Below are 20,065 nucleotides of genomic sequence, written 5' to 3' on the forward strand. Positions count from 1 at the left end.
CCGCCGGCGCGGACCCGGCGGCGGTGGCGGCCGCCTGGCGAGCGGCGGACGCCGCGGGAGGCGCGACGAGTGCTGCGGCGGAGGGCGCCGCGGCGGAAGGCGTTAAGCCGGCTGGGAGCGCGGATAGCGCCACGCGTGCTGCGATGGCGTGGACCGCAGATGCGGTCACGCTGTTTCGCTCGCATTTAGGCCGGCGGCCAAGCTATGAGCGCATCGCCGCGTTTCCGCTCGGCGCCCGCTCCTAACCGAGCGCTTCACGACGGCAAGCAGCCGGCGCGGCAGCATGCGCGCCGAGACCGCGCAGCAGCAGTTGTGCGCGGCGGCTGCCGCATTTTGCGGCTAGCTGCCGCTTTCTTATGGTTTGCTAACCCGCCATCCCTCGCATTGGATCTCTGCAACATCCGACCGTTCCTATGCGTCCGATTGCTTAACAGACCATCCAATCCGCCTCGGGAGATGTTAACCATGCCGATTCGGCGTACCGCCATTCTACTTTTGTTCGTCTTTCTAGCTTCTCTTCTATTGCTGGCTGCCTGCAGCAAAGTGACTGAAAACGTCTCGCCCTCTCCGAAGCCGCAGCCCGCCAAGTTCGCCGAGCTATATCCCGGCGACATGACCAGAATCACGAAGATCCACATGATGAACGGCAGCAACGGCGAGCGCCGAGCGATCGAAGATCCGCAGCTCATCCGCGAGTGGACCGCGCGCGTCCGCGATCTCGTCCTGACGCCGGACCCCGACCAAGGCGGCCGGACCGGCTATTTGTATGCGCTGAAGTGTTGGGAACGGGACGAGGAACGTCTCCTCTTCCTCCCGAACGAGATCAACCGGGTGTGGTACCTGCCGAACGACGACATGTTCGATGCGGCAAAATGGCTCTATGCGAAAGGCCGGACGCTCGGCGAAGAAGTGCCTTTTTAATGGGTCTCCCCCTACGTTCCAGCGCATCGGCCACTCCTCACCACCTTGTAACGTTACTTCCCATCATGACTGCACGCCAAGCCGCTCGTATCCTCCCTGCAACGATACTTTCGTTACAGCCAGCCCAACCGCTCCTCCCCGCCGCCCTGTCACGATACTTTCCATCATTACAGCCGGCCCAGACGCTCCCGCGTTCCCCAGCTGCATTTTCATTACGCCCAACCTTCCCGCCTCCCGCACAAAAAAAGAAAAGCTCCCATGGCGGGAGCTTTTCGTAGCATGCGGATTAGCAATCGAAATAGAGGCCGTATTCGTAAGGATGAACGCGGATGGAGACCGCTTTGGCTTCTTGGCGTTTGAAGGTCACGTAGTTGTCGATGAACTCCTTCGTGAAGACGCCGCCTTCGGTCAGGAATTCGAAGTCCGCTTCCAGCGCGTCCAGCGCTTCGTCCAGGGTGCCCGGAACGCTGCGGATTTCTTTCTTCTCTTCGTCGGACAGCTCGTAGATGTTCGTGTCGAACGGTCCGTAGCCGAGCGCGCTCGGGTCGATCTTGCGCTTGATGCCGTCCAGGCCGGCCATCAGCATCGCCGCGAAAGCGAGGTACGGGTTCGCCGTGGAGTCCGGCGTGCGGAACTCGATGCGGCAGCCCTTCGGCGTAACCGCTGCGACCGGGATCCGGACGGCAGCGGAACGGTTGCCCTTGGAATATACCAGGTTAACCGGCGCTTCGTAGCCCGGCACGAGACGCTTGAACGAGTTCGTGGACGGGTTCGTGATCGCGATCAGAGCCGGCGCATGGTGCAGAATCCCGCCGATGTAGTGCAGCGCCATTTGGCTCAGGTTCGCGTAACCGCCTTTCTCGTAGAACAGCGGCTCGCCTTCGTTGAAGATCGATTGGTGAACGTGCATCCCGGAGCCGTTGTCGCCGAAGAGCGGCTTCGGCATGAACGTAGCGACTTTGCCGTATTGGCGAGCGACGTTGTGCACGATGTATTTGTACTTCAGCAGGTTGTCTGCCGTCGTCGTCAGCGTGTCGAAGCGGAAGTTGATTTCCGCTTGGCCGGCCGTCGCGACTTCATGGTGATGACGCTCGACGCGCAGGCCCGCTTCTTGCATCAGGCGAACCATTTCGCTGCGGATGTCTTGTTGGGAGTCCACCGGAGCGACCGGCACGTAGCCACCTTTGACGCCGACTTTGAAGCCGAGGTTGCCGCCTTCTTCTTTGCGGTTCGTGTTCCAAGCCGCTTCTTCCGAGTCGACGAAGAAGGAGGAAGAATTCATCGTGCTTTCGTAACGAACGTCGTCGAAGATGAAGAATTCCGATTCCGGAGCGAAAAAGGCAGCCGTACCCACGCCGGATTTTTGCAGATATTCTTCAGCCTTGTGTGCGATCGAACGCGGGTCGCGCTCGTAACGTTCGCCGTCCGGCGTGTGGATGTTGCTCATCACGATCAGGGTAGCGTGAGCTGTGAACGGATCGACATAGACCGTTTCGGTGTCAGGCATCATGACCATGTCGGATTCTTCGATGCCGCGGAAGCCCGGGATCGAGGAACCGTCGAACGCGACGCCGTTAACGAACGTATCGGCTTCCACTTCGGTTGCCGGCAGGGTGATGTGGTGCGCGCGACCGGACAGGTCGACAAAGCGGAAATCTACGAATTCAATGTTTTTTTCCTTAATCAGATCCAGGACTTGTTGTGCAGACATTTCGAGTTTCCTCCCCTATTTCCGAACATTAGGTCTTAAACTGAGTGCGATCGTTCAACTTTTCACCTTTACTCTGTCGTTATTATAAATTTACGCTCTGGCGAGCGTCAATACTTATGTAAGGTATTTTTTGTGGAAGTGTGAGGTATGTTGACACTTTCATAAATCCTTCACATTTGCCCCCGCACAAAAGAAAAAACGCGCCGCGAGGACGCATTTCCGCCTGTCGGATCGCCCATCCGGACGGAAAACGTCCGGATGATGTTCGGGATCCTCTCCGTTTTGTTGGGGTATTCCGCCAAAAAAGGCGTGAGCCATTACCGCAAGAAAAGCGCCGCGAGGCGCTCGTACGATTGCAATCGGCTGTCCGCGCGCGACATCATCCCGGTGACGATCACCTCGTCGGTGCCGTAGCTGCTCGCGAGCGCCGGCAGCAGCCTCGCCACCTTGGCAGGACCGCCTACGACCATGCGGCTCCGGTTGTCCGCGATGCGCGCACGGTCCCATGCCGAATACGGATAATCGGAAGCCTCCTCAGCCGTCGGCACCGCCCGATGGAACTGGCCTTGCTCCAGGTAGAGAAGACGCAGATCGAGCGACCGGGCCTCCCGTTCGGCCTCCTCGTCGTCCGCCCCGCACAGCACGAAGACGCATACCGCCGTCCCGGGCCGGCTCCCCAGCGGCCCCACCCGGTAATGGCGCAGATAGTCTCGCATGGCGTCCTGTCCGCCATAGCCGTTGATGAAATGGGCGAAGGCGAACTTCGCCCCGAGCTTGGCGGCGACGGTGGCGCTGTAACCGCTCGAGCCCAGCATCCAGACGTCCGGTGCCGTCCGTACGTCGGGCGTGGCGCTAAGGCCGGCAAGGGGGTGCGCGCCTTCCAGCGGATGCCCCGTGCCGACGAACGCGCCGAGCTCCGTCAGGGCGCGCTCGAACGCCTCCTCCCGGTCCGTGCCCGCCAATCGGCCCAGCGCCTGCGACACGATCGGCATCCCGCCCGGAGCGCGGCCGACCCCGAGATCGACGCGTCCCGGATACAAGCCTTCGAGCAGGCGGAAATTTTCCGCGACTTTGTACGGACTGTAGTGCGGCAGCAGCACGCCGCCGGAGCCGATCCGGATCCGCGACGTATGGGCGCCGACAGCCGCCAGCAGCACCTCCGGCGACGAGCCCGCCAGCCCTTTGGCATTGTGGTGCTCCGACACCCAGAACCGCGAGTAGCCGAGCCGATCGGCCAGACGCGCCAGCGCCAGCGTATGGCGCAGCGCCTCCTCGGCCCCCTCGCCCGCGAGCACCGGCGATTGATCCAGCACGCCCAATCTCAGCATCTGCCCACCTCCTCCCTCTATCATACGCGATTCGGCAAGGGCGGAATGCAAGTAAAAACGGCTTCGCCGTCTTCCCGGACGGCGACACGTTTTTATCGGAGGTCATACAGAAATGGATACGGGTAAATCTTATACATTCTGTATGACCAACGAAAAACGGGGCAGGGTCGTTCGTGGCAAAAAACCTGCCGCGGCAAGTCTCTCGCTTGCCGAAACAGGTTTTGAAAAGACGCTCTCGAATCGATTATTTCACCCAAGTCGCGAAAGCTTCAGCGGGTTCCTTGGCGGTGTCGAAACGCTTGCCGAGCAGTGAGGACAGCAGCTCCAGCTCCTTCAGCAGCTTGGCGAACTGGTCCGGGAACAGCGATTGGACGCCGTCGCCCGTCGCCGAATTGTCGGGATCGGTATGCATCTCGATGATGAGGCCGTTCGCGCCGGCGGCGACGGACGCCTTCGTCATCGTCTCGACCAGCTCGCGCCGTCCGGTCGCGTGGCTCGGGTCGGCGATGACCGGCAGGTGGGAGAGCTGCTGGATGACGGGGATGGCCGTCAGGTCGAACGTATTGCGCGTATACGTCTCGAACGTGCGGATGCCGCGCTCGCAGAGCATGACGTTCGGATTGCCGCCCGCCAGAATGTACTCGGCCGCGTTCAGCCATTCGTCATAAGTGGCGCTAAAGCCGCGCTTCAGCAGCACGGGGTTCTGGATCGTCCCCAGCTTGCGCAGCAAGTCGAAGTTCTGCATGTTGCGCGTGCCGACCTGCATGATGTCGGCGTACTCCGCGCAAACGTCGACGAACTCGGGAGCCATGACCTCGGTAATCGTGATAAGGCCGTACTTTTCGCCCGCTTCCTTCATCCACTTCAGTCCCTCGATGCCGATCCCCTGGAAGCTGTACGGACCGGTACGCGGCTTGAACGCTCCGCCTCGCAGCACCTGTCCGCCTGCAGCCTTAACGAGACGAGCAATCTCGTCGATCTGTTCGGGCGTCTCGACGGCGCAGGGGCCGCCCATGACGACCAGGTTGTCGCCGCCGATCTTCACGCCCTTCACTTCGATGATCGTGTCGTCGGGATGAAAGTCGCGGCTGGCGAGCTTGTAGGATTTCGAAATCTTGATGACGTTCTCCACGCCTTGCATGGACCGCAGATGCTCCGCCAGATGGGGATCGGCCTTGCCGATGATGCCGATAACGGTGCGGTCGGTGCCGCGCGAGACGTGCGCCTGCACCCCGCTCTTCTCGATGTGGCCGACGATCTCGGCAATACGCTCATCTGCGATGTGCGGGGATGTGATGACGATCATAATGGCACGCTCCTAATAAGAATGCGTCTGATCGAATCGCGTTCGGAATGCGGGCCGGGACAAACACCCACTCACATCAACGCTTATACGCTTCGACGCTTATACGCTTTTAAGCACTAAAGCAAATATAAAGGAAAAAACGCCGGATGTCAATCGCCTTTCCGGGCGATTATTCCAGCGCGGTCTCCGCTTTGAGCTCCTTGCGAATCCTCCGCTTCTCCCTGCGCTTGCGCTTGAACGTCTCCACGCTGTACCAGATCGGGAAGAAGAACAAAAGTCCGAGCGCCAGCCCGTCGATCATCCCGCCGACGATCATCTTCAAGTTGAATAACAAGAAGTGATTGATATTTTCCGGGAGAAACGGGATCTCGATCGTAAAGTTCTTCGGCAATACCGCACCGCCGACGATCTTGTTGGGGATCGACATCGGAATGTAGATCAGTTTGCCGAAGACGAAGCCGATCAGTGCGGCGGCCAGGCTTCCTCGCAGCAAAAAGATCAAAGGAAAGATCAGAACGAACGACGTGCCGTAGGTCGGCAAATTGAACATTTCGACGAACAAGCCGATGGCGAAGCCCATCGCGATCGAATAGGCGCCGCCTTTGGCGCGCAGTAGCTTCACGTACTGGAATTTGAGGTAACGCGGAAACCTGCGGATGCGTTGTACCATGGCGCGCTCCTTTCATGCAGTCGACGGCGCCATCTAGACTGCTCTGACTTAGACCGATTTCTCCCGAACCGTCGGGAGAAGCTTGTTCATGTTGACCGTCCGGCGAATCTCCCACGTTTCCGGGTCGGCAGGGTCGTACTGCTCCAGATACTGGATGACCTCCTTCGTAATTGGCGTCGGCGTCGACGCTCCCGAAGTGACGGCGACTCGTTCGATGCCTTCGAGCCATTCGCGGCGGAGCTCCGTAACGTCCGCCACGCGGTAGGCCGGCACGCCGGAGATCTCCTCCGACACCTGCGCGAGGCGATTGGAATTGTTGCTCCGGGGATCTCCGACCACGATGCAGAGCTGCGCCGCGCCGGCCTGCTCCGCGACCGCCTCTTGACGCACCTGGGTGGCCAGGCAGATTTCGTTGTGGATTTCCGCGGTTGGAAAGGCTTTGAGCAGCTCAGCCATCAGATGCTTGATGTCCCACTGCGACATCGTCGTCTGATTCGTTATGATGATACGGTCCGTGTCCGGCGACAGTTTCAAAATATCCGCGTCGGTCTCCACCAGATGCACCCGGTCCGGCGCGATGCCGACGGCGCCTTCCGGCTCGGGATGGCCCTTCTTGCCGATATAGATGACCTCGTAGCCCTCCGTCGTCTTTTCCCGGATGAGGTCGTGCGTCTTCGTCACGTCCGGACAGGTAGCGTCCACCATCGTGAGTCCCTTCTCCCGCGCGCGCTTGCGAACCTCGGGCGAAACCCCGTGCGCCGTGAAGATTACGGTGCCGGATTCGATCTGCTCGAGAATTTCCAGGCGGTCCGCGCCGTCGAGGGTAATGATCCCTTCCTTTTTGAACGATTCCGTAACATGGCTGTTGTGGACGATCATGCCCAAAATATAAATAGGACGCGGCAGATCCAGGTTGCGCGCCGTTTGAAGCGCCAGCACCATGGCATCCACCACGCCGTAGCAATACCCGCGAGGGGAAATTTTTACAACTTCCATCTTGTAGCGCCTGCTTTCCCGCCCGAATGTACGTTACGCTGGGTTACGTCCCTGAGTCGTCGGGCGTGCCGACGTCTCTATTATATCGTAATCCCCGCTCGGAGAAAAGTCGACAGGCAGCCATAGCGTAAAGCGGCTTCCGCCTTCGGGCTGCGATTGCACCTCAAGCTGGGCGCGATGCATATCGGCGATCCACTTGGCGATGGAAAGGCCGAGCCCAGTCCCCGACGTCTGGCCGCGGGAAACGTCCGCCCGGTAGAAGCGGTCGAAAATGTGCGGAATCTCTTCTTCGGCGAGCCCGATGCCGGTATCGACCACCGACAGGCCCACCCGGTCGTCCCGCCGGATCGCCTCGAGCCGCACTTCGCCCGCCGGCGTATACTTGAAGCCGTTCTCGATGAGGATGAACAGCAGCTGGAGCAAATAATCGCGGTTGCCGACGACCCACACGCCGCGCAGCGGCTCCAGCGAGCCGACGACCCACGCGGCATGCCGCGGGAGGAAGACGGCGCGCCGCGCCGCTTCTTCCGCGAGCGGAAGCAGCGGGAGCCGCTCCTTGTCCATGACGTACCCGGCGTCCGCCCGCGCGAGCGAGAGCAGATCGTTGACGAGACGGCTCATTCTGCGCGCTTCGTCCGCGATGTCGTGAATGGCCTCCCGGGACATCTCCTCGCGTTCAAGCGGACTTAGCCTGGATCTCGGCAGCGTCGCGTCGCCTTCGATCGTGCCGTCCGTGAGCGCGGCCGGAGGCTCCGCCCAAATTTTCGCGAGCAGGTCCACGTTGCCCCGGATCGTCGTAAGCGGCGTCCGCAGCTCGTGCGAGGCGTCGGAGACGAACCGGCGCTGCGCCGTGTTGGACTCCTCGAGATCGTTGTAAGCCCGCTCGACCCGCCCCAGCATGTGATTGAGGGTGCGCGTCAGCCGTCCGATCTCGTCCTGGCTTTCCCCCGGGATCCGCAGCTTGAGGTCGGAGCCGATCTGGATTTTCTCGGCCGCTTCCGTCACCCGTTCGATGGGGCGCAGCGCCTTGCGGGCAAGGAACAGGCCGAGGGCGAACGCAAGCACGAGGCCCGCGAGGCCCGCCGTCCACAGGATGGTGCGCATCTGCCCGAAATACTCCTGCTCCTTGCCGATATAGGTGGCGACCTGCAGCAGCCCGACCAGCTGCCCCGTCCCTTCGAGCCCTAACGGAGTTTCGTAGACCAGGAAGGTTAGACCCTGGACCTCCTCCGTCTTAAATTTGGTCGCCACTCTGCTCGCTTCCGGATAATGAAAGGTGATTTCCTGGCTGTCCACGTTTCCGCGCAAAATCGGACTTTTATAATAGACGACGCCTTTGACGTTCTGGGAATAGCTCACGACCTGGACGCCAATGATCGCATCCAACGTGTACGACCTCCCCAGATTCAACTCGCCGGAGATGGGGTTGGCCGTCAGCACCTGTGACTTGATGATCTTGTTTGCCTCGAACGACAGACGATCCTTCAACTGGCCCATCGTATTGCGGAAAACGACGGTGTACAGGATGAGGCCGAACGCTACCAGCGTCGCGGCGAGCAGGCCGGAATACCACAGCGTCAGGCGAAGCCGAATCGACATGGCCTAGCTATCTCCTTTCAGGACGTACCCCGCGCCGCGGACGGTCTGGATCAACCGTTTGCCGCCTTGCTCCTCCAGCTTCTGACGCAGCATCGCCACGTACACCTCGAGCACGTTGGACTCCCCGCTGTAGTCGTATCCCCAGATGCGCTCCATGATCTGGTCGCGGGAAAGCACCCGCTTCGGATTCTGCATGAACAAGTGCAGCAGATCGAATTCCTTGGCCGTCAGTTCGATACGCTTGTCCTGGCGGATCGCTTCTCGGCCGTCCACGTCGAGCACGAGATCCTCGAACCGCAGCCGATTCGTCTCCTCCGCCTGTTCCGGCCGTCGCCGCAGCAATGCCCGCACCCGCGCCATCAGCTCTTCGAGCGCGAACGGCTTGACGAGATAGTCGTCGGCTCCGATGTCGAGCCCCTTGACCCGGTCCTGCACGTCGTCCTTGGCCGTCAACATGAGCACCGGCGCGTTGACGCCGGCCGCCCGGAGCCGTCGGCATACCTCCCAGCCGTCGAGCTGCGGCATCATGACGTCCAGAATGACGAGGTCCGCGTGCCGCCCCGCCAGAATGCGCAATCCTTCCATTCCGTTCGGCGCGGTCGTCACTTCGTAGCCTTCGAAAGCCAGGCTGCGCCGCAGCAGCGATGTAATTTTGTCGTCGTCGTCGATTACGATAATATGCGGTCTCATGCCGATCTCCCCTTATTCAGCACAAGGGGGCAGCCATGGCGACTGCCCCCCGTTGATCTGGTGCGGTGCGGAACGCTCTCGTTCCGTTATTGCTGCTGTTGCGATTGCTGCGGCTGCTCGTAATCGTTTTTGTTGCCGATTTTGACGGTCAGCTCGAGCGTTTTGCCGTCCCGGTACACGTCCAGCTTCACTTCGTCCCCGACGTTTTTCTTCTGGATGGCGGCGATCAATTCTTCCTTCGTGTTGTACTTGGTGCCGTCCATGCCGAGGATGACGTCGTATTGGCGAATGTCCGCTTTGTAAGCCGGGGAGCCGTAGAGAATGCTATTGACGAGCGAACCGTTCGTATCCTTCAAGCCGAGCTGCTTGGCGGCGCCGGAGGTCACGTCGGCCAGCGTCGCGCCGATGAACGGAGACGGCTTCGTCGGAATTTTCGTGTTGTTCTTCAGGTTGTCGAGCACTTCCGTGATCGTACTCGTCGGGATGGCGAAACCGATCCCCTGCGCCTGGGAGCTGACGGCCGTGTTGATGCCGATGACTTCGCCGTTCAAGTTAATGAGCGGACCGCCGGAGTTGCCGGGGTTGATCGAAGCGTCCGTCTGCAGCAGATGCTGGTAGTTGCGGGTACCGTCGCTGTCTTGGATGCTGATTTCGCGTTCGTTCGAGCTGAGGACGCCGACCGTGACCGTATGGTCGAAGCCGTACGGGTTGCCGATCGCCACGACCCAGTCGCCCATGTTCGCGCTGGTCGAGTCTCCGAGCTTCAGCGTCGGAAAGTCGCTGCCTTCGATCTTCAACACGGCGAGGTCGAGATCGTAGCTGGAGCCGAGCAGCTTGGCCGTATATTTCTCCTGATGGCCCGTCACCGTCACCTTGATCTCGTCGGCGCCGTTAATGACGTGCTGGTTGGTCAGGATGTAGCCGGTGGAATCGAAGATGAAGCCGGAGCCCATGCCTTCTTCCTGCAGCGCGCCGTCTTGGCCGTTGCCTTGGTTCCCTTGGTTGCCTTGGCCGCCTTGGCCGCCCAAGTCGTCGCCGAAGAACTGCCGGAAGAACGGGTTGTCGTCCCACGGGCTGCTGCCGCGCGAGGACGCCTTCACGTACGTCTCGATCTTGACGACCGCCGGGCTTGCCTGCTCGAAGATCTTCGCGATGTTGTTCGGCCGGACCACGTCCGACGTATTGCTGACCGGCTTCACGCCGCTGTCCTGGGTGGTCGAGGCTGCCGGAACGGCCGAGCCGAGCTTCTCCGAGGTGAACCAGTTGTTCCGGTCCGCCGCGAACATCAGCCCGCCGACCGCGACGACGCCGACCATGAACGCCGCGAACATCGAGCGGAAGGACGTGCGCTTCGGCGGCTTCGGCGCCTCCCAATTGCGGCCGCTGCCGGATACGGTGAAGGGCCGGTACTCCCGCGTCTGCGCGGTGACGACCTCGGTCGGGTTGCCTGTCCCGGGATCCTCGCTATTGAAGTTGTTCGCCGAACGCTCGTTGCGTTGCGGACCGAATGTATAGGGCTCCGTCTCGCTGCGGCTCGTTTCGTACGGATCGTGCCGAGGCGCTTCGTAGCGGGAGTCGCCTTCCTGCGCGGCATACCGGCTGGTATTTGACTCTTCTTCTGAAGCCTCGTATTTCTTCGGCTCGTTGTCTTCCCCATATCGGAAACCGAAGAAATCCTCTTCCGGCCGTTTGTTTTGATCGTCCATCGTCTGTTCCTCCTCGGACCGCCTTGACTGCGGCGGATCATCTTTCTTGCTTCCATCTTCCTCTAGCAACCTTAAAACAATCTTAAACCGAAATGAAGCCGAAGTAAAAGATGGGCAAAAGCAAAGGCGGCGCCCTCCGGCCGATGGGAGGGCGCTGCTGCTGCTAGAGTCAAGCCGGATAGATGCTTTCGATCTCGCTGAGCCGTTTGCGCGCGTCTTCCAGCCAATGGCGCTCGATCTCCGCATCCGGATCGGACGGCGCGGCGAACTGGTCGAACATGCCCCCGAACGTTCGGGGCTGCGCATCTTGATCCAATCCTTCCTCGTATACGTGCTTTAAAACATAGGGTTCGCCGAACTTGATCTTGGCGTCCGTCTCCTCGGCTTCGCCGTCCAGGTTGCCGCCCGTTACAGTGAAGGGCAGGCGCAGCCAAACTTGACGCGCGTCGTCCAGCGCGCAGTCGAACGAACCGCGGTCGTATTCCCAATTGCCCCCGAGCGAAAAGCCGTGATCGGCCAGCCGGAGCCGGGTCTGCGTGAATTGGCCTTCCTGAGAAGTTAGGCTGGAGCTTAGGGAGAGCATGCGAATCCACCTTTTTATTTCTAGGTTACCCAGGCTTCCCCCGCTTTAACCTTGACGGACCCATCCTTTCCGGTGCGCGAAAATGGCCAGCTGCGTCCGGTCGTCCACTTCGCATTTCATCAGCAAATTGCTGACATGGGTTTTGACCGTCTTGATGCTGATGTGAAGCTCGTCGCCGATCTCCTTGTTCGACTTGCCTTCCGCGATCAGGAGCAGCACCTCCCGCTCCCGCTCGGTCAAGCCCTCGTCCTCGCTTTGCGCCGATCGGCGGCGCAAGCCGCGCGTGAGCGCCTGCGAGACGTCGCCGCTCATGACGGGCATACTGCGCAGCGCGCCCTGCATCGCGTAAACCAGCTCGTCTGCCGACACCGTCTTCAGCACGTAGCTGACCGCGCCGGCCTCAATCGCTTCCACGACCTTTTCGTCTTCGAGAAAGCTCGTCAGTATAATGATGCGCAGATCCGGGTAACGCTCCAGCAGCGCGCGCGTCGTCTCGACGCCGTCCATTTCCGGCATCATGAGATCCATGAGCACGAGTTGGGGCATCCGTCCGCCGAGTCCGCCCGCGCCCAGTAGGGCGATCGCCTCGCGGCCGCTCGACGCCTCCCCGATCACTTCAAACCGCGGATCCAATAACAAATAAGTTCGTATGCCGGCACGCACCATTTCGTGGTCGTCCACGATGAGGACCGGGCAGGGGTTTGCCGCTTCGTTTCCGTTCATTCAGCTCGTCGGCTCCTTTGTTGGAAGGTGATCGGTTTCAGGTTCGACTTCGGCCTCTCTGGCGGCGGGCGCGAACTTCGGGAACGTCACCCGCACGCGCGTCCCCGAGCCCGGCTTGGTCAGAAATTCCGCTTCGCCGCCGAGCTTTTGCGCGCGTTCGCGCATGGTGGACAGACCGTAGCTTCCGGCTTTCGTCTGTTCCGCGCGGAAGCCGGTTCCGTCGTCGTCGAGCGCCATCGTTACCTGGCGATCGGTCTCGCCCAGCACGAGGCGGACTTCCTTTGCCTCGGCATGCTTGACGACGTTCGCCATCGCCTCCTGGATAATGAGGAACAGCTGGTGCTCGATCGCCTCGGCGAGCCTTCCCGATACCTGCAGATCAAGCGTGCCCTGGAGCCCGTTTTGACGGCAGTAGTCCGGGAACCAGCGATCCAGCGCTTCGGTCAGCGTGCGTCCTTGAAGCTCCATCGGGCGCAGCTGCGCGATCAATCCCCGCATTTGCTTTTGCGCGGAAGAGGACATGTCGATCAGCTGTTTCATAACTTTGTCCGCTTCGGTCGCATTCCGCTGCAAGAGCAGGGGCAGCGCCGAAGCGGACATATGGATGGCGAACAGCTGCTGGCTGACCGTATCGTGCAGGTCCCGCGCCAGGCGCCGCCGTTCTTCAAGCACCGCCGCCTCTTGGGTCGGCGCTTCTTCGTTGATATCCTTTTCCCCCAACTGCTGGAGGAGCTTCAGACGGCCTTCCAAGCCGTCCATCAATCTGTTGAAATCCCGATAGGCCTGAGCAAAGCCGTCTCCGGACCCTAACTTCGGGAGGCGCATGCTCCAGTTGCCGGCCGCGGCTTGTTTCATCGCCTCTTGAAGCTGGTCGATGCGAAGCTGGACGCGCCTCCCGATGACATAGGCGAGGATGACGTCTCCGACCAGGAAGGCGCCTCCCCACGTATACCACCATTCGGCATCGGGCACCTTGCCCATAACCGAAAACCATCCCGCATAGACCAGGACAAGCAGGATCATCGTCGACAGGGTCGCGAAGATGACCCATTCCCACTTGCTGTTGCGCACGAGCCTCATCATGATCGTTTACCCTACCTTCGTCACGCGTACGTCTCCGATAAACGTATTGACGACCAAGACGACTTGTCTGTCCGAATCCGCGAACGTCGGCGTCTCGACGGCCATCTGGTTAAAGAGCCCCCCGCGCTTCTGCTCGAGTACTTTGACGTCGCCGATCAAGCAGCTCGAGACGACGCGGATGCCGACGGAAAAGTCGTTCGGCACGAATACCTTGACGTCGCCGATAAAGGAAGAGACGTAGATGCGCGTCTCGCCGCCCGGGATCTGGGCGCGGGTCAGGTCGATCGTCGTATCGCCGATGAAATGCGATAGACTCATCGGCTTCAGCTCCCAGTAGTCGTGGCCGATATGGATATCGCCGATGAAGCGGCTGTAGTCCTCCCGATGGCCACCCCATTTATGGCCCGGCACGCGATGGTAGTCCCTCCACATGCGCTCGGCCTCTTGCCTTTCCTTCGGTCGGTAGCCCCGCGGCTCCTTCGGAGGGTATCCCTGCGGCTCCTCCGGCTCGCCTTGGCCGTTCCCCTGCGGGGGCGGAGGCGTTTCATCGAACGCGTTCGGGTGGTCGTACGGCGTGGGCGGCGGAGGCGGCGGGTAGTCCGGCGCTGGCGGAGGGGTGAAAGGCGGCGGCGTCACCGGGTTCCAGCTATTCGACTCTCCGTTTCTGTCCCTGTTCCTGTCCCTGCGCGATTTGGTACGCGCCCCCCGAGTCACGAGGCCGATGCCGAACACGATGAGTATGAAAGGAACGGCGAGACGAATCAGCTCTCCGAGCCCGATATCGAACCATCCCAAATTGCGCCCCAAGAAGTAGACCCCGACCAGCACCACGATCGGATTCCACCAATAGCCGCCCTGGCGCTGCAGAATGAGGCCCTGGATGCCGACGAGAATGAGGATGATGGGCCAAAAGAGACGGAACAGCTCGCCGATATCGATCGTGATCGTCCCGGATTGATTGAGCAAATAGACGACGCCGATACCGATCAGCACGACGCCCCAGAAAATGCGGTGCAAAACAGATTGGTTCATGAAGATTCCCCCGTTGTTTCCGAGTTGTTGCAGCCTCATTATAACGGAAATCCAGCATTCCCCATAGCGGCGCCGGAATGAATTTGCCTCGGTCTCGAGACCGAGCCCAAACATGTCATGTTATGTAACATATTTCGTTGACATAGGTAACTTATCACTATATAATGATTGCGGATTTCGTTTTGTATGTCAGGTTTTCACAAAAAAACCATCCGATTTATGCAGAAATATCGGTTTGTCCCTAGGAGGAAATCATATGACGTTAGCAGATCTGTCAAGCGGGATCGATACGGTCTGGGTCGTACTGACCGCCGCGATGATCCTGCTCATGGAGGGCGGATTCGCCCTGCTGGAGGCAGGGTTCGTCCGGCAGAAAAACGCGGTCAGCATCATTATGAAGGTGTTCGTCGACATTTCGTTCGGCGCTTTGCTTTTTTACCTGGTCGGCTTCGCCTTCATGCACGGCAAAGACGTTGGCGGCCTTATCGGCTGGTCCGGCTTTACGCTAGGCGGGGATTTGTCCCATCTGTCGCTGAACATTTCGCACGATACGTTCTGGCTGTTCCAATGCGCATTCGTCATCGCGGTCATCTCGATCGTGTCCGGGGCGGTCGCCGAGCGGATTCACTTCCGCGCTTATATCGTATACACCGTCCTTATGACCGGCCTGATCTACCCGATCTCCGGGCATTGGATCTGGTCCTCCGAGGGCTGGCTCGCCAAGCTGGGCATGATCGACTTCGCCGGATCCGCCGCCATCCATGCGCTTGGCGGATTCGCCGCCTTGGCTGCCGCACTCTTCCTCGGCCCCCGCCTCGGGCGCTTCGGCGAAGACGGCAAGACGAACATCGTGCCGCCGTCCAACCTGCCGCTCGCTTCCGTTGGCGCCTTTATCCTCTGGTTCGGCTGGTTCGGCTTTAACGCGGGCAGCACGCTCAGCGCGACCAACCCGAGCATCGGCCACATCGCCGTTACAACGCTGCTCGCCTCCGCGGCGGGATGCGCCGCCTGCATCCTGTTCACGATGCTCCGCTATCGCAAAGCCGATCCCCCGATGGTCATCAACGGCGCGCTGGCCGGCCTCGTCGGCATTACCGCCGGCTGCGCCTACGTCTCCGACGCCGCCGCCATCCTCATCGGCGCCGTCTCCGGCATCACGATGGTGTTCGCGAGCGAATGGCTCGAAGGCCGCCGCGTCGACGATCCGGTCGGCGCCTTCGCGGTGCACGGCGTCAGCGGCAGCATCGGAACGCTCGCCGTCGGCCTGTTCGCAATGCCCGGCACCGCCGCCTACAGCGGTTTGCTCTACGGCGGCGGTTGGCGCCTGCTCGGCGTTCAAGCGCTCGGTCTCGTCGTCGTCGCCGTTTGGGGATTTGCGCTAACCTGGCTCGCCTTCCGCCTCATCAACGCCTGGCGCCCCGTCCGCGTCTCCAGGGACGAAGAGCTTGTCGGCCTCGACGTCGGCATCCACGGCGTCCCGGCCTACAGCCAGGAGCACGACTTCCTCGACGTCGAGCAGCTGCGCGGTCGTTGATTCAGGGCGACGGCAGCTCGTGCATCGCGCTCCCCGTCGGGAGCGCTTTTTTCTATTGCCGCGATATCCACTTCGCTCAGGAACATGTCGCTTCGACCGCCTTTACGGCGATATCCACTTCGCTCAGGAACATGCCGCTTTGGCTCCTTTACGACGATATCCCCTTCGTTCAGGAACATGTCGCTTCGGCCGCTTTTACGGCGATATCCCCTTCGCTCAGGAACATGCCGCTTTGGCTCCTTTACGACGATATCCCCTTCCCTCAGGAACATGTCGCTTTGACCGCCTTTGCGGCGTTATCCCCTTCGCTCAGGAGCTTGACTATTTGCGTCCTTTTATCGCAATCTCGCTCGCTTAGGAAATCCCCTTCTATTATGAATGTCCCTCATCAAGGCTCCTCCCCTTCCTTCTGAGCGATAGAGATATCGTCAGAAAAGCCGCTACGACTCTTCCTGAGCGAAAGGGATATCGTATAAACGCCGCTACGACACTTCCTGAGCGAGAGGGATATCGCCAAAACGCCTCTACGACACTTCCTGAGCGAAAGTGATATCGTCAAAACGACGCTTCGACACTTCCTGAGCTAAAGGGATATCGTCTAAACGCCGCTACGACACATCCCGAGCGTAAGGGATATCGTCGATACGCCATTACGACACTCCTTGCGGAAAAGGGATATCGCCAAAACGCCGCTACGACTCTTCCTGAGCGAAAGGGATATCGACGAAAAGGAGGCGGCAACGAAAAAGAGACCTGCTCCGTCGAAAACAAAAGTCTTCTGACGGTAGGTCTCTTGGCAATATGTCCGGCTGGACGCAAGGCGAACTTATATTAGCTCGGGCAGATCGGCGGGGACCGATCCGTCGCACATCGCTTCGTACCGGGCGATCTCCGCTCGCAGTTTGCGCACCTTCTCCATCGGCTTCTTTACGTAATGAATATATTCGACGGCCAGATGATGATCGGGCTTTTTGCCGTTCAACATCCGACGAAACGTCGACATCGAACGGTAAGCCTGCTCTTCCATGCGCGCCCGGCGCTCATACCGTTCCACCAGCTCTTCGATCTCGGCGATTTCTTGTTCCCGCTTGGCGATGAGGGCCGCGAGCAGGGAATGTACTTCCGCGCTGCGCCGGGGAGCGGGAGCGGCGGAAGGATTGGAAGGAATCGGTTCGTTCATGGGATATCACCTATCTATTCTTGTGAACTATTATCACACATGAACATATTGTACCGGAAATCCGATCGTGTGAGAACACTTATGTCAGCTATTTATGTGGAGATATGCCAATATCGATCCCCACCACGCCGATCGGCGCCCCGTCCTCGCCTCGAATCGGCATCGCAACGGTAAGACACGGCTTTTTCGTAATTGCGGACAGATACACTTCGGAAACGAAGTTCTCGCCCGCCATCGCCCGCCGCCACCATTCTCGCCCCCGCGCGTTCAGCAGCCCAGCTTCGGGCTCCGAAAAGAGGAACGAGCCGTCTCCGCGATTGGACCAAACAGCCTCCATGCCCTCCGTCTTGCCGAGCCAGCTCCCAAGCACCTGCCGGTGGGCCGTCTCGTCCAGCGTGCGCAGCGCCGGGTCCGCCGCCAGCGTTGCCAGTTGTTCGATCCAGCGCCCCGTCTCCGCCTGGCCGGCAACGGCCCATATCCGGCCGCCGGCTTGCTGCACCGCCCCGATCAGCTCGTCGGCTGCATCCCGCAGCTCCGCGGACACACGGCCCAACTTGGTCGTCTCCGCGCGCTGCTGCCGGTTCTGCGCGAGCGTCTCGTCGACGCTGCCGAACGTCAGTCCGACTGTCTCGACCACTCCCTTCAGCAGCTCATTGGCCGCCCCGGTCCGGGTCGCCTGCTCGACGGACGCATTCAGCGTAGTAGACACCTGAAGGTCCACCTTTTCGATATGCCCATAGATCGAATCCATACGCTCCCGGCTTCGCCGCATTTCCTCCAGACCGCGAGCAACGGAGAGCTTCTCCCGATCGACTGACGCGACCACCTCGCGGATCCCCGCTTCGATCTCTTGCGCGATCGCGGTGGACCGTTTGACCGCCTCTCCGCTCTGCTCCGCAAGCTTGCGGATTTCCTGCGCCACGACGGAAAACCCGCGTCCGTACTCGCCGGCGTGTGCGGACTCGATGGCGGCGTTGAGCGAAAGCAACGACGTCTGCGAGACAATCTCCTGGATGAGAGCATTCATCTCGGAAATTCGCGACGTTTGGACGATGAGTCCGCGCACGCGCTCCTCCACCGCGCCGTGCTGCTGCGACATTTCGTTCATGACCTCGTCGGTATGCAGCAGCGAGCGATTCACTTCGAGCACGACCTCCTTGGCCTCGCGGCTTTGATCGCTCATCCGCTCCGACGTGCCGCGAATCTCCTCGGAGGCCGCCGCCACCTCCTGCAAAGCGGAGAACGCCTCCTCAAGCTGCGCCACTGCCGTTCGGCTGTGGTGCCGCAGCCGCTCTTCCTGAACGGCGGAGCGGTCCGCGATCGTCTCCAGCTGCCCCATGCTGGCATCCACTTCCGACACCGCCGCCCGCAGCCTGTCGGAGATGACGACCGCTTCCCCGATCATGCGATGCAGCTTGTCCGACCTGTCGACGGCATCCTCTGGCGCGATCGCCACACCGTTTCTTCTCCCGCCTTCCCCGGTCGCAAATACGCCTGCGGTGGACGAACCGGCCTTCTCCCTTTCACCAAGCTTGCTTTTCTCTTTTGTCCAACGCTGCCAAAAGGCCATCCGCAGCCCCCCATTCGTCGACGAAAACAGCTCTTTCTCGACATTATGTAAGAATTTCTCACATTATAACCCCGTCATAGGCAAAAAGAAAGAGGAACCTCTCGGTTCCTCGGTTTGAACTCGTCATGCGTTTCTCCCATCCGGCCTATCTGCTAATAGACGGGAAAGACATCGCTCACGATTGAAGGATCAAGTTGAAGGGCTGCGTAACTCAACCGCGCGGCCTGAAAGGACCTTCTAGATCAAAGCCTATGTACGTGAAGAATCCTCTTGGGATTGAGCTTTGATGCGCGCTTTGCCCCGGTGGATGCGGGCCTTGACCGTACCGACGGGTACGTCGAGCGCCGCCGCAATCTCGTTGTCCTTGAAGCCATAATAGAACTTGTAGAGCAGCAGCGTACGGGTCTGAGGATCCAGCCGGCCCAAGACGTCGGACAGCTCGGCGAAAATCTCCGGCTCGGGCATCGTATACAGCCCGCTCGCATACTCGTCGCAGCTCTCGCATACCGTCTCTGCCCGGCGCGCCCGGTTGGCGTTGGAGGCCAGGTTAGCCGCGATCGTCTTGGCCCAAGGGATGATCTTGTTGCTCTCCCGCAGCGTATCCATCTTCTCCAGTATGCGTACCCACGCTTCCTGAACGATATCGACGGCATCGTTCTTCTGGTGCAGACGGTGGCGCGCGACCCGCAGCATCTGACGGTACATCTCCGTCAACAGTTCCTCTTCGATCGCGGGATAGCCCGGATTTTCAGAGTCTCGAAGGGAGTTCGTCATCCAAACGTTCACTCCTTGAGAGAATGCGTCTCGATACGCATCCATTGTAGCATAGGAAAATAGGAAAAGATACGACCCTGCCAATAATTAGAAATTATTCGCTAATATTATCTATTTTATTTCATTATACTACGAATCAAAAATCTTGGTAGAAAAATCTTGCTGAGCGGCGACAACTTCATTCATCGCATCCAGCATCGCTTCGGTGACTTTGCCTGCGCCCCAACGAACGACCTGAACGCTGACCGTCTTTTTACCCCATTCCCGAAACACCTGCCGCGTGGAAGGGAAATACAGATCGATTTTATTCCCTTTGATGCGAGACCCCGTATCCGCGACGCAGCCGTATCCGTAGCCCGGAATGAACAGCACCGTACCTAGTGGGAAAACGCGGGGATCGGCGGCAATGGTGGACACTTTGCTCCTGCGCACTTTGACGCCGGACTTGGTGATGCCGTACTGCGGGTGGCCGGGGCGTTTGCCCGTCGATTCCACGCCGGCGGTATACCCGGTCGCCACGACACTGACGACTTCGGAACTTCGTTTGCCGTCCGCTTCCGGAGGCTTCGCGTCTGCGCGCCCAAGCGGGAGCGCGCTGAGCAGCAGCACCCCGAAGACGGCCAAACGGATACACACAAAAAAACTTGCTGGCATGGACC

Annotated in this window: 18 protein-coding genes and 1 pseudogene; 3 read left to right on the forward strand and 16 right to left on the reverse strand. The window is 60.1% G+C overall.

Features of this window, described 5'->3' with window-relative positions; genetic code table 11:
- Together LKX83_RS28690 and LKX83_RS28695 are read left to right on the forward strand one after the other, a co-directional pair.
- Nucleotides 1-245: pseudogene (locus LKX83_RS28690) on the forward strand (hypothetical protein); the annotation flags it as partial.
- 220 nt (nucleotides 246-465) lie between these two features.
- On the forward strand, nucleotides 466-921 hold the full coding sequence (locus LKX83_RS28695) for a hypothetical protein (RefSeq protein WP_227886273.1): 456 nt from the start codon (nucleotides 466-468) through the stop codon (nucleotides 919-921).
- A 286-nt stretch (nucleotides 922-1,207) separates the two neighbouring features.
- Here the strand turns inward: LKX83_RS28695 and glnA are convergent, their stop codons facing one another.
- The 12 genes from glnA to liaF form a co-directional block, all read right to left on the reverse strand.
- Nucleotides 1,208-2,632 carry a type I glutamate--ammonia ligase gene (gene glnA, locus LKX83_RS28700; RefSeq protein WP_227886274.1) on the reverse strand — a complete coding sequence of 475 codons (1,425 nt, stop codon included), beginning with the start codon at nucleotides 2,630-2,632 and terminating at the stop codon, nucleotides 1,208-1,210.
- A 317-nt stretch (nucleotides 2,633-2,949) separates the two neighbouring features.
- Complete coding sequence (locus tag LKX83_RS28705) at nucleotides 2,950-3,960, reverse strand: LLM class flavin-dependent oxidoreductase (RefSeq protein WP_227886275.1); 1,011 nt, start codon at nucleotides 3,958-3,960, stop codon at nucleotides 2,950-2,952.
- A gap of 244 nt (nucleotides 3,961-4,204) precedes the next feature.
- Nucleotides 4,205-5,266: a 3-deoxy-7-phosphoheptulonate synthase gene (gene aroF / locus LKX83_RS28710; RefSeq protein ID WP_227886276.1), complete on the reverse strand. Its 1,062-nt coding sequence runs from the start codon at nucleotides 5,264-5,266 to the stop codon at nucleotides 4,205-4,207.
- A gap of 169 nt (nucleotides 5,267-5,435) precedes the next feature.
- Complete coding sequence (locus LKX83_RS28715; protein ID WP_227886277.1) at nucleotides 5,436-5,936, reverse strand: DUF2062 domain-containing protein; 501 nt, start codon at nucleotides 5,934-5,936, stop codon at nucleotides 5,436-5,438.
- A 48-nt stretch (nucleotides 5,937-5,984) separates the two neighbouring features.
- On the reverse strand, nucleotides 5,985-6,932 hold the full coding sequence (locus LKX83_RS28720) for a 4-hydroxy-3-methylbut-2-enyl diphosphate reductase (protein ID WP_227886278.1): 948 nt from the start codon (nucleotides 6,930-6,932) through the stop codon (nucleotides 5,985-5,987).
- 33 nt (nucleotides 6,933-6,965) lie between these two features.
- Nucleotides 6,966-8,531 carry a sensor histidine kinase gene (locus tag LKX83_RS28725; RefSeq protein WP_227886279.1) on the reverse strand — a complete coding sequence of 522 codons (1,566 nt, stop codon included), beginning with the start codon at nucleotides 8,529-8,531 and terminating at the stop codon, nucleotides 6,966-6,968.
- 3 nt (nucleotides 8,532-8,534) lie between these two features.
- Nucleotides 8,535-9,221: a response regulator transcription factor gene (locus LKX83_RS28730; protein ID WP_227886280.1), complete on the reverse strand. Its 687-nt coding sequence runs from the start codon at nucleotides 9,219-9,221 to the stop codon at nucleotides 8,535-8,537.
- An 86-nt stretch (nucleotides 9,222-9,307) separates the two neighbouring features.
- Entirely contained in the window at nucleotides 9,308-10,927 is a 1,620-nt protein-coding gene (locus LKX83_RS28735) for a S1C family serine protease (protein ID WP_227886281.1), read from the reverse strand.
- 169 nt (nucleotides 10,928-11,096) lie between these two features.
- Nucleotides 11,097-11,510 (reverse strand): YugN family protein, encoded by a 414-nt coding sequence (locus LKX83_RS28740; RefSeq protein WP_227886282.1) that lies wholly within the window; start codon nucleotides 11,508-11,510, stop codon nucleotides 11,097-11,099.
- A 45-nt stretch (nucleotides 11,511-11,555) separates the two neighbouring features.
- Complete coding sequence (locus LKX83_RS28745) at nucleotides 11,556-12,233, reverse strand: response regulator (RefSeq protein WP_227886283.1); 678 nt, start codon at nucleotides 12,231-12,233, stop codon at nucleotides 11,556-11,558.
- Nucleotides 12,234-13,316 (reverse strand): sensor histidine kinase, encoded by a 1,083-nt coding sequence (locus tag LKX83_RS28750; RefSeq protein WP_370639146.1) that lies wholly within the window; start codon nucleotides 13,314-13,316, stop codon nucleotides 12,234-12,236.
- 6 nt (nucleotides 13,317-13,322) lie between these two features.
- Nucleotides 13,323-14,348, reverse strand: a complete 1,026-nt coding sequence (gene liaF / locus LKX83_RS28755; RefSeq protein ID WP_227886284.1) for a cell wall-active antibiotics response protein LiaF — start codon at nucleotides 14,346-14,348, stop codon at nucleotides 13,323-13,325.
- A gap of 256 nt (nucleotides 14,349-14,604) precedes the next feature.
- On the opposite strand from liaF, the gene LKX83_RS28760 reads away from it, so the two are divergent.
- Complete coding sequence (locus LKX83_RS28760) at nucleotides 14,605-15,882, forward strand: ammonium transporter (RefSeq protein ID WP_227886285.1); 1,278 nt, start codon at nucleotides 14,605-14,607, stop codon at nucleotides 15,880-15,882.
- Between the two features lie 826 nt (nucleotides 15,883-16,708).
- Here LKX83_RS28760 and LKX83_RS28765 read toward each other — a convergent pair.
- The 4 genes from LKX83_RS28765 to LKX83_RS28780 form a co-directional block, all read right to left on the reverse strand.
- Complete coding sequence (locus tag LKX83_RS28765; protein ID WP_227886286.1) at nucleotides 16,709-17,062, reverse strand: hypothetical protein; 354 nt, start codon at nucleotides 17,060-17,062, stop codon at nucleotides 16,709-16,711.
- A gap of 88 nt (nucleotides 17,063-17,150) precedes the next feature.
- Nucleotides 17,151-18,518, reverse strand: coding sequence for a methyl-accepting chemotaxis protein (locus LKX83_RS28770; protein WP_227886287.1), 1,368 nt, complete (start codon nucleotides 18,516-18,518; stop codon nucleotides 17,151-17,153).
- 363 nt (nucleotides 18,519-18,881) lie between these two features.
- Nucleotides 18,882-19,406: an RNA polymerase sigma factor gene (locus LKX83_RS28775; protein WP_227886288.1), complete on the reverse strand. Its 525-nt coding sequence runs from the start codon at nucleotides 19,404-19,406 to the stop codon at nucleotides 18,882-18,884.
- Nucleotides 19,407-19,535: 129 nt separating this feature from the next.
- Nucleotides 19,536-20,060, reverse strand: coding sequence for a 3D domain-containing protein (locus LKX83_RS28780; protein WP_304518357.1), 525 nt, complete (start codon nucleotides 20,058-20,060; stop codon nucleotides 19,536-19,538).
- Between the last annotated feature and the right edge of the window lie 5 nt (nucleotides 20,061-20,065).

The organism is Cohnella baijiui, assembly GCF_020731285.1.
Taxonomy (GTDB): domain Bacteria; phylum Bacillota; class Bacilli; order Paenibacillales; family Paenibacillaceae; genus Cohnella.

What these genes read in the sequence shown, in the direction of transcription:
- LKX83_RS28720 (WP_227886278.1), bottom strand. Translation starts at nt 6,932, where the DNA reads ATGGAAGTTGTAAAAATTTCCCCTCGCGGGTATTGCTACGGCGTGGTG.
- LKX83_RS28730 (WP_227886280.1), bottom strand. Translation starts at nt 9,221, where the DNA reads ATGAGACCGCATATTATCGTAATCGACGACGACGACAAAATTACATCG.
- LKX83_RS28695 (WP_227886273.1), top strand. Translation starts at nt 466, where the DNA reads ATGCCGATTCGGCGTACCGCCATTCTACTTTTGTTCGTCTTTCTAGCT.
- LKX83_RS28765 (WP_227886286.1), bottom strand. Translation starts at nt 17,062, where the DNA reads ATGAACGAACCGATTCCTTCCAATCCTTCCGCCGCTCCCGCTCCCCGG.
- LKX83_RS28740 (WP_227886282.1), bottom strand. Translation starts at nt 11,510, where the DNA reads ATGCTCTCCCTAAGCTCCAGCCTAACTTCTCAGGAAGGCCAATTCACG.
- liaF (WP_227886284.1), bottom strand. Translation starts at nt 14,348, where the DNA reads ATGAACCAATCTGTTTTGCACCGCATTTTCTGGGGCGTCGTGCTGATC.
- LKX83_RS28705 (WP_227886275.1), bottom strand. Translation starts at nt 3,960, where the DNA reads ATGCTGAGATTGGGCGTGCTGGATCAATCGCCGGTGCTCGCGGGCGAG.
- glnA (WP_227886274.1), bottom strand. Translation starts at nt 2,632, where the DNA reads ATGTCTGCACAACAAGTCCTGGATCTGATTAAGGAAAAAAACATTGAA.
- aroF (WP_227886276.1), bottom strand. Translation starts at nt 5,266, where the DNA reads ATGATCGTCATCACATCCCCGCACATCGCAGATGAGCGTATTGCCGAG.
- LKX83_RS28725 (WP_227886279.1), bottom strand. Translation starts at nt 8,531, where the DNA reads ATGTCGATTCGGCTTCGCCTGACGCTGTGGTATTCCGGCCTGCTCGCC.
- LKX83_RS28775 (WP_227886288.1), bottom strand. Translation starts at nt 19,406, where the DNA reads ATGACGAACTCCCTTCGAGACTCTGAAAATCCGGGCTATCCCGCGATC.
- LKX83_RS28715 (WP_227886277.1), bottom strand. Translation starts at nt 5,936, where the DNA reads ATGGTACAACGCATCCGCAGGTTTCCGCGTTACCTCAAATTCCAGTAC.
- LKX83_RS28760 (WP_227886285.1), top strand. Translation starts at nt 14,605, where the DNA reads ATGACGTTAGCAGATCTGTCAAGCGGGATCGATACGGTCTGGGTCGTA.
- LKX83_RS28735 (WP_227886281.1), bottom strand. Translation starts at nt 10,927, where the DNA reads ATGGACGATCAAAACAAACGGCCGGAAGAGGATTTCTTCGGTTTCCGA.
- LKX83_RS28780 (WP_304518357.1), bottom strand. Translation starts at nt 20,060, where the DNA reads ATGCCAGCAAGTTTTTTTGTGTGTATCCGTTTGGCCGTCTTCGGGGTG.
- LKX83_RS28745 (WP_227886283.1), bottom strand. Translation starts at nt 12,233, where the DNA reads ATGAACGGAAACGAAGCGGCAAACCCCTGCCCGGTCCTCATCGTGGAC.
- LKX83_RS28750 (WP_370639146.1), bottom strand. Translation starts at nt 13,316, where the DNA reads ATGATGAGGCTCGTGCGCAACAGCAAGTGGGAATGGGTCATCTTCGCG.